Here is a 13,533-nt window from a genome sequence, read left to right as displayed (position 1 = left end):
ATGCCAGCCAACCGGCAAGGCTCGACCTCTAGGTCTCGTCGTGAACGACGACGGGTGATTCGTCTTGAGCCGGTGCCCGCCGGTCGAATGAAAATGGTGTTTGTCCTGCTGTGTGCAGGCTTATTGGGATTGGTCGGGCGTATGGCCTGGCTACAGATTTTTCAAGCCCCTGAGTTGGAGGCGCGGGCCCGTGTGGTGCAAACGCAGCGCACCAAACCCCTGGGCAGCCGTCGGCCGATTGTGGATCGCAACGGCAGACTCGTGGCCTTGGACGAGGAGCGCTACCGACTCTGGGCCCATCCTCGTTACTTCAACTTTCCTGGCGACGAGCCAACACTCATTCGTGATCGTCAGGAGGTTGCGGCACGCCTGTCTCCCGTGTTGGCCCTTTCCACTCGCGAGCTCAACAAAAGAATGGGAGACAGCTCGTCTGGCATCAAGTTGGCAGAGGGCGTCGATCCTGAAACGGCAACAACAGTTCGTTCCCTAGGAATCAGTGGCATCGATCTCGAGCCCTATCCCTACCGCGTTTATCCGCAGGGATCTCTCTTTGCCAATGTCGTTGGTTTCCTCAATCAAGAGCGTCAGCCCCAGGCAGGCCTGGAGCAAAGTCGTCATGAAGACCTGCAGCGCCATGAACAGGCCCGTAGTCTTCGTCGCGGAGCAGACGGAACGCCATTGCCAGACAACCTGGCCCCTGGGGTGTTTTTCGGAGATGACCTGAGATTGCAGCTCACCTTGGATGCTCGCTTGCAGGAGCTTGCTGCAAAGGCGCTGACGGCACAGGTCAAAACCTGGAAAGCCAAAAAGGGAGTGGCAATCGTGATGGATGTCATCAATGGCGAATTAATGGCGCTCGCCTCAACGCCGACGTATGACGCGAATCGTTATTGGGACTTCAAGCCAGAGCGTTTTCGGGAATGGTCCGTTCAAGATCTATACGAACCGGGATCGACTTTTAAACCGATCAATTTGGCCTTAGCGCTGCAAGAAGGTGTGATCCAACCCAATGAGAAGGTTTACGACAGTGGGGCCCTCACCATTGGTGGTTGGCCGATTCGCAACCACGACCGGAAGGGCAATGGCGTCGTCGATTTCGCAACTGTGCTTCAGGTATCGAGCAATGTCGGCATGGTCCAGGCGATGCGCAAAATGCGTCCCTCTCATTACTGGGACTGGTTGAACCGACTTGGGCTTGATGCGAAGCCGGATACAGACCTCCCCGGTGCGGTGGCTGGCCAGTTAAAGACCAAGGAACAATTCACCAATCAGCCCATCGAGCCAGCAACCGCAGCATTCGGTCAAGGCTTCTCACTCACGCCTCTCAAGCTTGTTCAACTCCACGCCCTGATCGCCAATGGCGGGAGGCTTGTGAGCCCTCACATAACCCGGGGTTTACGGGCCGGTCATGCGTTGGCGCCGAGTGGAGACCGGATGGGACAGCCCCTGCTCCGCCCAGAGGTCACGCGCACGGTTTTGAATTGGATGGAATCTGTGGTGGAAAAAGGGAGTGGTAAGGGAGTTCGCACCCCTGGTTATCGCATTGGTGGCAAAACAGGCACGGCCCAAAAGGCAGTGAATGGTGTGTATGTGCCTGGAGCTCTGATTTGCAGTTTTGTCGCAACGCTTCCGATCGAGAACCCTCGTTATGTCGTGCTGGTGGTGATTGATGAACCACAAGGGGCCCATGCCTATGGCTCAACTGTGGCTTTGCCTGTGGCTAAATCCATCATTGATGGGCTGTTGGTGATTGAAAAAATCCCACCAAGTGGCCCGGTTAAATCTGCACAAACGGACACATCGCCCCCTTGAGCTGTCAGTTTGAAAATCGTCGCTACGTTGAATTCATACAGTTTTAAGTGCGCCATGGCCACCCTCCTTGAGCAGCTTTCCGCCATGACAGTGGTGGTGGCCGATACGGGTGATCTCGAAGCGATCAGGCGTTTCACTCCTCGTGATGCGACGACTAATCCCTCTCTGATCCTTGCTGCGGCTCAGATTCCTGCTTATGAGAATCTCATCGATGAAGCTCTGCGGGCATCCCGCCGGCTTTTAGGAGAGAGCGCTCCTGTGGAGCAAGTGGTGCACGAAGCGCTGGATGAAATCAGCGTGATATTCGGAAAGGAAATTCTGAAGATCGTGCCTGGCCGAGTTTCAACGGAAGTGGATGCCCGCTTAAGTTATGACACCGAGGCCACGATTGAAAAAGGGCGGAAGCTCATCCGCCTTTACAACGACTCGGGAATTAGTAATGACCGTGTTTTGATCAAAATTGCCTCAACGTGGGAGGGAATTAAAGCGGCTGAAGTTCTTGAGAAGGATGGAATTCACTGCAACCTCACCCTGTTGTTTGGCTTCTCACAAGCTGTGGCCTGCGCTGAAGCAAGCGTGACCTTGATCTCGCCATTTGTGGGTCGCATTCTCGATTGGTTCAAGGCCGACACAGGGCGCGATTCCTATCCAGGTCCAGAAGACCCTGGTGTGATTTCAGTGACCAGTATCTTCAACTACTTCAAGACATACGGCTATAAAACCGAAATTATGGGAGCTAGCTTCCGCAATCTTGATGAGATCACTGAGCTTGCCGGTTGTGATCTATTAACCATTTCCCCGAAACTGCTGGATCAATTGCGCAGTAGCGATGCTTCGTTGATTCGCAAGCTCGATCCTGCGAATCTGGCTCCTGTTGCAGAGCAAATGCACGTCGATCAGGAGCGCTTCAGTTCGATGATGGCTCAAGATCGAATGGCCACTGACAAACTCAGTGAAGGCATCAAAGGTTTCAGCAAAGCGATCGAAACTCTTGAGCAGCAACTTGCGCACCGTTTGGCTCAGATTGAGGGTGGCTCCGCATTTAGCCATGCTGTTCAAGAAATTTTTATGCTGAACGATTTCAACGGCGATGGCTGCATCACCCGCGATGAATGGTTGGGAAGTGATGCGGTCTTTGACGCTTTAGATCAAGATCATGACGGTCGTTTGACACCAGACGATGTGCGTTTGGGTTTCGGTGGTGCTTTGTCCTTGACCGCCGTTTGATCGAGCTGGTTTAAGGCTTCCGTCGTCAAGTACGCCCTCTCTCGATAGATCGAGGGCGTGTCAGTGCAGAGGCTCGCTGAGTCCGTACTCCATCGTTAGGGTCAACCGACGAGGCTTTAGGGGGTCGGCTTCAATGGCGCTCCAGCTTGTCTGGTTCAAGCGAGACCTTCGGGTGAAAGATCACAAGCCTTTGCAGCAGGCCTTGCTCAGGGGACCAGTCCTACCGCTTTATGTCATTGAGCCCGAGTTGTGGCAGCAGCAAGACGCCTCGGAGAGGCAGTGGTTGTTTTGTCGGGAGTCGTTGCTGGATTTGCGCTTGGCTCTCGCGGAACTAGGCCAACCGCTGCTGGTCCGCAGTGGTGATGTGTTGGAGGTGTTCGAGCGAGCCCATCGTCAATTTGGTCTAGAGGCGCTGTGGAGCCATGAAGAAACCGGCAATGGTTGGACCTATCAGCGCGACCAGCGGGTAGCCATTTGGTGCCGGCAGCACGGCATCGCTTGGAAGGAAATTCCCCAATTTGGTGTGATCCGCCGGCTGCGTTCGCGCAATCGTTGGGCCAAACGCTGGGAAGCGCAGATGGCTGAACCGATCACGCCATCCCCTTTAGGTCTGCCATCGATCGAGGGGGTCGATGCCGGCATCATTCCGGACCGACCCGACCCAGCATTGGCATCTGATCCATGCCCGCATCGCCAAAGCGGTGGTCGTTCGATGGCCTTGCTGGAACTGGTTGATTTTCTCGAACATCGGGCGCCGGGATATGCACGCTCCATCTCCAGCCCCAACTCCGCTTTCACCGGTTGTTCTCGGCTCTCCGCCTATCTCACCTGGGGATGTCTTTCGATGCGAGAGGTGATTCAAACAAGCCGTGGCTTCAGCGGTCGTGGGATTAGCAGCTTCGAGTCCCGTTTGCATTGGCATTGTCACTTCATCCAAAAGCTTGAAGCGCAGCCGGCGATTGAATTCGAAGATTTTCATCCGTTCATGCGCGGGCTGCGCTGCACGAATGATGAGCGGCTCTCCGCTTGGGCTGAGGGACGCACTGGAGTGCCTTTCGTGGATGCCTGCATGCGCGCCTTGCGGGCCCACGGTTGGATCAACTTCAGGATGCGAGCAATGTTGATGTCATTTGCCAGCTACCACCTCTGGTTGCCGTGGCGTGATAGCGGCCTTCATCTGGCGCGACAGTTCGTGGACTACGAGCCCGGAATCCATTGGAGCCAGTGCCAGATGCAGTCAGGCAGTACGGCCATCAATACCGTTCGGGTTTACAACCCGATCAAGCAGGGGCAAGACCATGACTTGAACGGTGAATTCATTCGCACTTGGCTGCCTGAACTCCACCTGGTTTCCGATGTCTACGTGCATGAGCCGTGGAAGTTGTCGAGGGCGGCGCAAGGACAAGCAGGGATCCAAATTGGAGTGGACTATCCCTTGCCCATCGTGGAACCTGCGCTTGCGGCGCGGGAAGCCAAGCAGAGAATTTGGGCGATCAGGGAGCGCTCTGGTTTTTTTGCCATTGCCGATGGCATTCAGCAGCGTCACGGGTCGAGACGTTCAGGTTTGGCACCAACGGGCCAGGGCCGCCCTCGACGAAGGCGAAACCCTGCGCCCGATGATTCACAACAGCTAACGCTTGATCTTTAACCCCTTTGCAGCATCAACCGGCGGATGACCCTCTGCGCGATGTCGCCGTATCCCATCTCACCAGAGAGAATTTGGGCAATGCGCTGCGGCGCAGTGGGGCGCTTGATTCCCAGTTGATAGCCCACTTTCGGAAATCGATAAAACACTTGGGCAATGCGGCGTCCCCAAGCCATCGAATCGCCCCAGCGTTCGCGCATGTTCTCTGTGTAGTTGGACAGGTCAGGGTGAGTCCCCTTCAGCCAAGAATCAAGACTGGCGGCTGCTTCGCAACCGCTCATCAGCGATGGCCTGAGGCCTTCGGCCAGAAAGGGATCGCAGAGCGATGCCGCATCACCTACTGCCACGATGCCTTTGCCATGGAGGGCTGTGTGGCCATTCCAAACTCTTAAATCGGCGTTTTGTCGCAGCCCGTCTGTGGAAGAAAACCCCAGATCCGGTAGGAGTTGCTCGAGCACGGCTTCCGCGTCACTGGCCCGACGGCCAATGAAAGTGCCAACTCCCACATTGATGCCGTTCGCTAATGGAAACGCCCAGGCAAAACCATGGTGGACGAGCCCAAATTCAAACCTTGCTGTTCCTGGTTGCAAGGTGCCCATTCCTTCGAGTCGAATAGAGAGCGTCTTAGCCATGTGCAGAGCTCGAGGGCCGATCCCAAAGCGCGTGGGCCAGGGAGAGCCTGAGCCATCAGCCAAAACAACGGCTTTGGCATTGATCACTTCACCGTCTTTGCTGTGAACAAGCCAGTGGCTTTCACCCCGCTCAAGGTCGACAACCTCGAAGGGTCGCCGAAGCTCTGCTCCTAAAGCGATCGCTTGCTCCAGCAACAGTGCGTCAAGCCGTTCACGTTTGACGATCCAGAAGGGTGCAGAGCCTGGAAGCTCAGCGACCACTGGATCAGTGAGACACCAGCTGAAATCAACCTGTTGGATGACGTCATCCACAGCTGGTTGAAGGTCGAAGGGGAACCACCGCTGAACGGAGGCTGCCATCCCACCACCGCATGGTTTGATCCGCTCTGATCGCTCGCGTTCCAGAACGGTGACGCGATGTCCTAAGCGGGCGAGATGGAAGGCCGTGCTGGAGCCGGCTGCACCAGCCCCGATTACAGCAACGTCAGTGGTGCTCAAACCTTGAGGATTTCCACCTCTTTATCAGCTAGATGTTTTTCAAGTTCTGCGATGAAACGATCGGTTGTTTTCTGAACTTTATCTTGTTCATCTCGGCTTTGATCCTCTGAAAGATCACCTTCTTTTTCTTGTTTCTTGATTTTGTCAATAGCGTCACGACGCACGCTGCGCAATGCCACCTTCCCCTCTTCTGAATATTTTGCGGCAAGCTTGCAGAACTCTTTTCTGCGTTCTTCTGTGAGGGGTGGCACGTTGATGCGAATGACCTTGCCGTCGTTGTTGGGCGTGAATCCCAAGTCACTCGTTGCGATCGCTTTTTCGATGAGCGCCAGGGATCCCATATCGAAGGGTTGAACGGCAATCGTTTGCGAGTCGGGTGTGGAGAGACTGGCGAGTGACTTCAGTGGTGTGTCAGCGCCGTAATACTCAACATTGATTCGATCCAATAACGAAGGATTGGCTCGGCCCGTTCGGATGGTGTTGAAGTTGCGCTGGGTGGCTTCCACCGACTTGCGCATGTTGGCTTCGAGATCGGAGTTCGACATGACGATGACTAGTTGCTGATACGAGAACCGATGGGCTCACCGGCTACGGCTCTGCCGATGTTGCCAGGTTCAAACAAATTGAAAACAACAATCGGGATGTTGTTGTCTTTGCAAAGAGCGATGGCAGTGCTGTCCATCACGCCCAGCTCTCCGCTGAGCACTTGTTGGAAGGTCAAGGAGTCGTAACGGACGGCATCAGGGAATTGATGCGGATCTTTGTCATACACACCGTCAACCTTGGTGGCTTTGAACACCACATCAGCACTGATTTCTGCTGCGCGTAAAGCAGCTGTGGTGTCGGTGGTGAAAAACGGATTGCCGCAACCTGCCCCAAACACGACCACCCTGCCTTTCTCTAGATGTCGCATTGCGCGCCTGCGGATGTAGGGCTCAGCCACTTCTTGCATTTCAATGGCGGTTTGAACGCGGGTGGGAATACCGGCTCGCTCCAGTCCGTCTTGGAGGGTGATGGCATTCATCACGGTGGCGAGCATGCCGACGTAGTCAGCGGTGGCGCGATCCATGCCTGCGGCTGAACCTTTCAAACCTCTGAAAATGTTTCCGCCGCCGACGACAATCGCCAACTGTGTTCCAGTTGCAACAACTTCGGCAACATCTGTGGCGATGGCCTGAACAATTTCTGGATCAATTCCGTAGCCCTGATTGCCCATCAGCGCTTCACCGCTGAGCTTCAGGAGGGCACGCGCGTAGGCCATTCAATATCCTTATCTTTAGGACAGTAGCAAGGCTGTTCTTCAAGGATCGAGAAAGTGGATGCGCTGCTGATGGTGCCCTGCTAACTGGGTGTGGAAGTCAACCAGATCGCTGCTGACGCATTGATCAGAACTCGATTTGATCAGAACTCAATTCCTTGCTGTGCTTTAACGCCCTGTTCCCGGAAGGGGTGCTTGACAAGGGACATTTCCGTAACCAAATCGGCTCGTTGGATCAGCCCGTTCGGAGCTCCTCTGCCGGTCAGAGCAACGTGGGTGAGTTCAGGCCGCTCATCGAGGCCTTGCAGGACTTGATCCAGTTCGAGATAGCCAAGTTTTAACGCCACATTCACTTCGTCCAGCACCACAAGCTTTTGCTTGGGATCTTTGAGATAGGAGAGCGAGGTGTCCCAAGCGGCTTGAACCAGCTGACGATCACGTTCACGATCTTGGGTTTCCCAGGTGAAACCCTCTCCGAGTGCATGCCAACTCAGTGATTCTCCAAAGGCTTTTAAGGCTTTGGCTTCTCCAGGCTCCCATCCACCTTTGATGAATTGGACAACGGCAACACGGTGTCCGTGACCCAGGGTCCTTAAGGCCAGACCCAGAGACGCCGTGGTCTTTCCCTTGCCGTGACCTGTGAACACCAAGACCAATCCCTTTTCAACACTTCGCTCTGAGACGCGTTGTCGCTGCACGTCTTGTCGGCGTGCCATGCGCTTTCGGTAGGCATCCGCGTCTTTCTCTGGGGCTAAATCGCCTCCCATCCCCAGTGACTCGGCTGATTGATCTAACGCTGATGCGTCCCCAGGAGATGATTTTCCGGCTGACGTTCGATCCGAGCTCATGAGATCTTCCCCGTGACCTCCAGCATGCCGCTGGAGGGGCAGCGCGCTGTGATGCGTTGGAGAGCAGACCCGGCCAGAACAGACTGCTCAACAGTGGTAAAGCCGATCTCCTGCAATTGCTTGGGGATGTCGTCCTCGAGCAAAGCAATCGCCGTTTCCGTTTCAAACAAAGCACAAAACAGCTGTTGGGGAAGTTGCAAGAGAGGACCAGCAGGATGGAGATCGACAACCACCAGCCAGCCGCCTGGTTTGAGTAATGCCAAACAGGACATCAACACCTGCTGGCGTTCTGCCCGTGGGAATTCATGCAGCGCCAGGCTGATCTGAATGGCATCAAAACTGGCGGTTGCGCAGGGCGGAGCTTCTGCCAGCCCCTCAATGCAGGTGAGGAGTGGGTAGCGGGCTGCGGCGAGTTCCAGAACCTTGGGTGAGACATCGAGCCCCGTGACCTGAAACCCTGCTTCGATCCATGGCGCCGCCGCTTCTCCTGAGCCGCAGCAGCAGTCGAGCACCCTGGCACCCCTTGGCAGAACAGGACCGAGCGCTTCAAGTCCAAGGCGGCGGAGTCGCTCGACACCTCCAACACTCAGAGCAGAGACTCCTGTGACGGTGTTGTAGATCCAGCGATAGCGATAGGCCAGATGGCGCAGGGGTGATGTCATCAGGCTTCTCTCCTGGCCAACGCGGCATCGACGGCCTGCTGTTGATCTCGCCTGGTGATCCAGTGGTGATAGGTGCGGGTGTGAATCGCCACGGAATGTCCCATCATCCTGGCTGCAACGGTATCGGGAAGTCCGATGTGGATGGTGCGTACGGCCCATGCATGACGAAGGTCATAGGGCGTCAGGGGAACGTCGTACCTCCTGAATTGCTCTGCTACACGTCGTCCAACTTGTTGGAGTGTGGTCTGGCGAAGATCTGTGCAAACGGGAGGGAGCGCCGCAGCGTTTGAGGCGAGATCCCTCAAGTTGAAGCGATCCACCCACTCCGGATGGAAGGGCCAAACCTGATGCTCACCGGTTTTGGTTGTGGGCAGAACGCGGATCACCCTGTCTCCTCCATCCGCTAAAGCCGAAACATCCGTGAAAAACACTTCATGGTTGCGAAGTCCATAGGTGGCCATCAGTCCATAAACAAGGCGCCAACCCGGATTTGGAATACGCAAAATGGCTTCGAGAATTTGCGGGTCACTAGGTAACTGCCGAAAACGAGCGCGGTGGAGGCCGTATCCGCCTGCCTCTGCACGCCATGCATCCGGAAGGGGCAGGTCTTGATGACGGGCGAGTGCCCCTAGTGCAGTGGAACACTGTTGGCGACTCCGGCTCCCATCGGGATAACTGTTCAAGGTCAGAAGCAATAAGTCAGGAGTGAGGGCCGATTGCTGTTCAAGAGCCAATGCCTTGAGGCGTCTTAGGTAGGGCTGGTAGGCCCCGCTCCAAGTGGTGCGGCTTCCGGCGGGGGAGCGACGACGACGGGGATCTGCGAAAAAGGCTTCTTTAAACGTTTCCAGATTGCGATCCAGGGGATTGGCAATCGTGGTAGATGTGCCTTTTGAGTTGTTGCTCTGCTGCATTTTTTGCTTCGGTAACCATTGGTCCCAAGCAAAAAGCTGTCTGTGTAATTGCAACTCCACAAGCTGCACGATGCGCTCAGCCTCTTTCAACCCCTTCATGTCGGCCAGCAGTCCAAGACTCAGGCGCTGAGTTTTCCACTGGTTGTGGTTGGGTTGCTGGCGACATGGCAGCCTTCCACGCAGATTGAGTTTTTGTCCTCGCCGCTCCACACGAAGACCGCAGCCCTGCTCGGCCAGGGCCGCATTGGCGGCCTTTAGAGCGGTGTCGAAGTTCATGACCCTGTAAAGACAGCGTCACCATGACGTTGATGGGAGTTACGCTCAACCCCTTAATACAAAGAAATTTCGATGGCTCGGGTTGGCATTCTTCTGCTCAATCTGGGTGGACCAGAACGGATTCAGGATGTTGGCCCTTTTCTGTACAACCTGTTTGCAGATCCAGAGATCATTCGGCTTCCGAATCCGATTCTGCAGAAACCCCTGGCTTGGTTGATCAGCACGTTGCGCAGCAGCAAGTCGCAAGAGGCCTATCGCTCAATCGGCGGAGGCTCTCCTCTGCGCCGAATCACTGAGCAGCAAGCGCGGGAGCTCCAGAGCCTTTTGCGCCAGCGGGGGGTGGATGCGACCAGCTACGTGGCTATGCGCTACTGGCACCCGTTTACGGAATCGGCGGTGGCTGATATCAAGGCTGACGGCATTGATGAGGTTGTCGTCCTTCCTCTGTATCCCCATTTCTCGATCAGTACCAGCGGTTCGAGCTTCCGTGAGCTCCAACGCCTGCGGCAAATGGATGAGCGCTTTGAGTCGTTGCCTTTGCGCTGTATTCGCAGTTGGTACGACCATCCAGGCTATGTGCGCTCGATGGCAGAGCTCATTGCCGAGCAGGTTCGTGCCAGTGACGACATTGAGAATGCGCACATCTTCTTTAGCGCCCACGGAGTGCCGAAGAGCTATGTGGAAGAGGCCGGTGATCCTTATCAAAAGGAAATTGAAGCCTGCACAGCCTTGATCATGGCTGAATTGGAGACCATTGTTGGCCATTCCAACCCCCACACTCTTGCTTATCAAAGCCGAGTTGGGCCGGTGGAATGGCTCAAGCCCTACACCGAGGAAGCCCTCGAAGAGCTCGGCCGGGCGAAGACGCAAGATCTGGTGGTCGTCCCCATCAGCTTTGTGAGTGAGCACATCGAAACGCTTGAGGAAATTGACATCGAATACCGCGAGCTCGCAACCGAGTCAGGTGTTGTGAATTTCCGACGCGTTCGGGCTTTGGACACCTATCCGCCCTTCATTGCCGGATTGGCTGATTTAGTCGTCTCCAGCCTTGAGGGTCCTGAAGTGAATCTCGATCAGGCGGCCGAACTTCCCACCACGGTGAAGCTCTACCCCCAGGAGAAGTGGGAGTGGGGTTGGAACAACAGCTCAGAAGTGTGGAATGGACGCTTGGCAATGATTGGTTTTTTCGCATTCCTTCTTGAGCTGATCAGCGGCCATGGCCCACTGCATGCTGTTGGTTTGCTTTAAACAGTGCCAATTGGCCAGATGGCCACTTAATCTTTAGGGTCAGATCCCTGTGAGGCAGCCGTGACCCTGACATCCGTTCCCACGGCCGCGGATGCATTGGATTGGAATGGTCAACGCCGTATCACCGGCGCCCATGCCTTGATGAATGCCCTCAGGCTCCATGGGGTCGACACCATTTTTGGCTATCCGGGCGGTGCGATCCTGCCGATCTATGACGCTCTGCATATCGCTGAGAGCGAAGGATGGCTGAAGCACATTTTGGTGCGTCACGAGCAGGGCGGCACCCATGCGGCCGATGCCTATGCCCGCGCCACTGGTCGGGTTGGCGTCTGTTTCGGAACGTCTGGACCTGGTGCCACCAACTTGGTCACGGGCATTGCCACGGCCCAAATGGATTCTGTGCCAATGGTGGTCATTACAGGGCAAGTCCCTAGACCGGCTATTGGTACTGATGCTTTTCAGGAAACAGATATTTTCGGCATCACGTTGCCAATCGTGAAGCACTCCTGGGTGGTTCGTGACCCAGCAGATCTTGCTTCAGTGGTGGCTCAAGCCTTCCTGATCGCTGCGTCAGGACGCCCTGGCCCTGTGCTGATTGATATCCCCAAAGATGTAGGGCAAGAAGAATTCGATTACGTCCCAGTGCAACCGGGCTCGATCCACCCGCCTGGGTTCAGGCAGCCGGCCAAGCCTTCGGTTCAGGCGGTGGCAGATGCTCTTGAGTTGATTCAAGCCTCGAGTCGTCCCCTTCTTTACGTCGGGGGTGGCGCGGTCAGCGCAGGTGCCCACGACAGCGTTCAAGTCTTGGCTGAGCGCTTCCAGATCCCTGTGACCACCACCCTGATGGGGAAGGGAGCTTTTGACGAGAATCATCCACTCGCCTTGGGCATGTTGGGGATGCATGGCACGGCATATGCCAACTTTGCAGTCACAGACTGCGATCTATTGATCGCCGTTGGTGCTCGTTTTGATGACCGCGTGACAGGCAAGCTGGACACGTTTGCTCCCAAGGCCAAGGTCATTCATTTTGAGATTGATCCTGCGGAGGTTGGTAAGAACAGGCGCCCCGATGTGGTCGTGCTGGGTGATGTGGGTTTAAGTCTTGCTCAACTTGTCGATCAGAGTTTCCCGCATTCCGCCGAGTTGACGACCTCGTCTTGGTTGGAACAAATCAACACCTGGAAGGAGCTTTATCCGCTCACCATCCCTGCCAAGGAAGGAGCGATCTTTCCGCAAGAAGTGCTGTTGGCTGTCCGGGATCTCGCCAGTGACGCGATCATCACCACCGATGTAGGCCAACATCAGATGTGGGCTGCGCAGTACTTGCGCAACGGGCCGCGTTGTTGGATCAGCAGCGCAGGACTTGGAACCATGGGTTTTGGAATGCCAGCGGCTCTTGGGGCACAGGTGGCATTCCCTGATCAGAAAGTGGTTTGTATTGCTGGTGATGCCAGCATCCTGATGAATATTCAGGAACTCGGAACACTGGCTCAGTATTCACTTCCAGTGAAAGTTGTGATTGTGAATAACCACTGGCAGGGAATGGTTCGGCAGTGGCAAGAAAGCTTTTATGAGGAGAGATACTCTGCATCCGACATGCTCAATGGCATGCCTGATTTCAGTGCATTAGCCAGGGCTTTTGGGGTTGATGGAGTCAAGATCACTGAACGAGATGATCTGAACAGCAAGCTCAGTGAGGCCTTCGCGTCACCTCGTCCGACCCTGATTGATGTTCACGTCAGACGCGGTGAAAACTGTTATCCGATGGTTCCACCAGGTGCCAGCAATGCACAGATGGTGGGTCTTCCCTCCCATCCAGAGTTGGCCCAGGACTGCAGATGAACAAATCTGGACTGCTTCACCATTACATCCTGCGATCCCCATTTTTGTCCCGTTTGCGGAGCGGAGGTCTGATTCGTTGTTGCTCCAGTCTTCTGATTTTGTTGGTGGTGATGGTGGCTTCACCATTGCCATCCATGGCAGCAGAAGTGTTGCAAGTGCGTTCCTCCACTCTTCTTCAGATCGGAGATCGCAATCGCAATTACAGCGTTCGTTTGGCATGTATTGCAGTCGATCCTGTCGATGAAGAGGCTGCCGTTGATCTTTTGAAAAAAGCAGTGCCTCGACGCAAACGCGTGAACCTTCGTCCAGAGGGAAATGAAGAGGGTGTTTTGATTGCTCGCGTTACCCCTCTAGATGCCGATCAGGACCTTGGGATGTCCCTGGTCTCAAACGGTTTGGCCACACAAAGTTGCACTGCAGGCTGAGATGGAAAAAAATCGCTTCGCTGCTGGCATCGTGATGGTGCCCTGTTTGCTTCTATCAGCTGCGTTTTTTAGTACGGCGGTCTGGGGTGATGTTCCAGGCGACAATCAACCCCTCGCCCTTGGACTTGGAGGGTTGCTTTTGGCTGCAGGTTTGTTCGCTCTGTTGATTCCATCAACAAATCCTGAGATGAAAGAGGACGAAACGGATTCATCTTCCTAAGTTTTGACAAGGAGTCAGTGAGGGGAGTT

13 protein-coding genes are annotated in these 13,533 nt (G+C 55.3%); 7 read left to right on the top strand and 6 right to left on the bottom strand.

Going from position 1 to position 13,533, the window contains the following annotated elements:
- From SIC18_RS12310 to SIC18_RS12300, 3 genes are all read left to right on the top strand, one after another.
- The gene (locus tag SIC18_RS12310) at positions 1-1,812 is read left to right on the top strand and encodes a peptidoglycan D,D-transpeptidase FtsI family protein (RefSeq protein WP_413429780.1); all 1,812 of its coding nucleotides are present in this window, start codon (positions 1-3) and stop codon (positions 1,810-1,812) included.
- Positions 1,813-1,866: 54 nt separating this feature from the next.
- On the top strand, positions 1,867-3,039 hold the full coding sequence (locus SIC18_RS12305) for a transaldolase (protein ID WP_048346921.1): 1,173 nt from the start codon (positions 1,867-1,869) through the stop codon (positions 3,037-3,039).
- A 133-nt stretch (positions 3,040-3,172) separates the two neighbouring features.
- On the top strand, positions 3,173-4,687 hold the full coding sequence (locus tag SIC18_RS12300) for a deoxyribodipyrimidine photo-lyase/cryptochrome family protein (RefSeq protein WP_413429779.1): 1,515 nt from the start codon (positions 3,173-3,175) through the stop codon (positions 4,685-4,687).
- Here the strand turns inward: SIC18_RS12300 and SIC18_RS12295 are convergent.
- The 6 genes from SIC18_RS12295 to SIC18_RS12270 form a co-directional block, all read right to left on the bottom strand.
- Entirely contained in the window at positions 4,684-5,814 is a 1,131-nt protein-coding gene (locus SIC18_RS12295; protein ID WP_413429778.1) for an NAD(P)/FAD-dependent oxidoreductase, read from the bottom strand. The genes SIC18_RS12300 and SIC18_RS12295 overlap by 4 nt on opposite strands.
- Entirely contained in the window at positions 5,811-6,359 is a 549-nt protein-coding gene (gene frr, locus SIC18_RS12290) for a ribosome recycling factor (protein WP_048346918.1), read from the bottom strand. Before frr ends, SIC18_RS12295 begins: the two co-directional genes overlap by 4 nt.
- Positions 6,360-6,367: 8 nt before the next feature.
- A complete protein-coding gene (gene pyrH / locus SIC18_RS12285; protein WP_048346917.1) occupies positions 6,368-7,075 on the bottom strand; it encodes a UMP kinase in 708 nt (235 codons plus the stop codon).
- A 140-nt stretch (positions 7,076-7,215) separates the two neighbouring features.
- The gene (cobO, locus tag SIC18_RS12280) at positions 7,216-7,920 is read right to left on the bottom strand and encodes a cob(I)yrinic acid a,c-diamide adenosyltransferase (protein WP_048346916.1); all 705 of its coding nucleotides are present in this window, start codon (positions 7,918-7,920) and stop codon (positions 7,216-7,218) included.
- Positions 7,917-8,582: a class I SAM-dependent methyltransferase gene (locus SIC18_RS12275; RefSeq protein ID WP_048346915.1), complete on the bottom strand. Its 666-nt coding sequence runs from the start codon at positions 8,580-8,582 to the stop codon at positions 7,917-7,919. Before SIC18_RS12275 ends, cobO begins: the two co-directional genes overlap by 4 nt.
- A complete protein-coding gene (locus SIC18_RS12270; protein ID WP_048346914.1) occupies positions 8,582-9,769 on the bottom strand; it encodes a site-specific integrase in 1,188 nt (395 codons plus the stop codon). Before SIC18_RS12270 ends, SIC18_RS12275 begins: the two co-directional genes overlap by 1 nt.
- Positions 9,770-9,841: 72 nt before the next feature.
- Here SIC18_RS12270 and hemH point away from each other — a divergent pair, with 72 nt between their 5' ends.
- From hemH to SIC18_RS12250, 4 genes are read left to right on the top strand one after another with little or no spacing between them, the layout of a single operon-like run.
- Positions 9,842-11,017, top strand: coding sequence for a ferrochelatase (gene hemH, locus SIC18_RS12265; protein WP_048346913.1), 1,176 nt, complete (start codon positions 9,842-9,844; stop codon positions 11,015-11,017).
- Positions 11,018-11,077: 60 nt separating this feature from the next.
- The gene (ilvB, locus tag SIC18_RS12260) at positions 11,078-12,859 is read left to right on the top strand and encodes a biosynthetic-type acetolactate synthase large subunit (RefSeq protein ID WP_413429777.1); all 1,782 of its coding nucleotides are present in this window, start codon (positions 11,078-11,080) and stop codon (positions 12,857-12,859) included.
- Positions 12,856-13,284 (top strand): thermonuclease, encoded by a 429-nt coding sequence (locus tag SIC18_RS12255; RefSeq protein WP_413429776.1) that lies wholly within the window; start codon positions 12,856-12,858, stop codon positions 13,282-13,284. Before ilvB ends, SIC18_RS12255 begins: the two co-directional genes overlap by 4 nt.
- Position 13,285: 1 nt before the next feature.
- On the top strand, positions 13,286-13,504 hold the full coding sequence (locus SIC18_RS12250; protein ID WP_048346911.1) for a GIVxVP protein: 219 nt from the start codon (positions 13,286-13,288) through the stop codon (positions 13,502-13,504).
- Positions 13,505-13,533: the final 29 nt, after the last annotated feature.

Source organism: Synechococcus sp. Cu2B8-bc1011, assembly GCF_047302735.1.
Classification (GTDB): domain Bacteria; phylum Cyanobacteriota; class Cyanobacteriia; order PCC-6307; family Cyanobiaceae; genus Synechococcus_C.
Note: the sequence above shows the minus strand (reverse complement) of the source record. Positions and strands in the feature narration are given on the sequence as shown.

Coding starts and splice junctions, on each gene's coding strand:
- SIC18_RS12310 (WP_413429780.1), top strand. CDS start 1: ATGCCAGCCAACCGGCAAGGCTCGACCTCTAGGTCTCGTCGTGAACGA.
- SIC18_RS12305 (WP_048346921.1), top strand. CDS start 1,867: ATGGCCACCCTCCTTGAGCAGCTTTCCGCCATGACAGTGGTGGTGGCC.
- SIC18_RS12300 (WP_413429779.1), top strand. CDS start 3,173: ATGGCGCTCCAGCTTGTCTGGTTCAAGCGAGACCTTCGGGTGAAAGAT.
- frr (WP_048346918.1), bottom strand. CDS start 6,359: ATGTCGAACTCCGATCTCGAAGCCAACATGCGCAAGTCGGTGGAAGCC.
- pyrH (WP_048346917.1), bottom strand. CDS start 7,075: ATGGCCTACGCGCGTGCCCTCCTGAAGCTCAGCGGTGAAGCGCTGATG.
- cobO (WP_048346916.1), bottom strand. CDS start 7,920: ATGAGCTCGGATCGAACGTCAGCCGGAAAATCATCTCCTGGGGACGCA.
- SIC18_RS12275 (WP_048346915.1), bottom strand. CDS start 8,582: ATGACATCACCCCTGCGCCATCTGGCCTATCGCTATCGCTGGATCTAC.
- SIC18_RS12270 (WP_048346914.1), bottom strand. CDS start 9,769: ATGAACTTCGACACCGCTCTAAAGGCCGCCAATGCGGCCCTGGCCGAG.
- hemH (WP_048346913.1), top strand. CDS start 9,842: ATGGCTCGGGTTGGCATTCTTCTGCTCAATCTGGGTGGACCAGAACGG.
- SIC18_RS12255 (WP_413429776.1), top strand. CDS start 12,856: ATGAACAAATCTGGACTGCTTCACCATTACATCCTGCGATCCCCATTT.
- SIC18_RS12250 (WP_048346911.1), top strand. CDS start 13,286: ATGGAAAAAAATCGCTTCGCTGCTGGCATCGTGATGGTGCCCTGTTTG.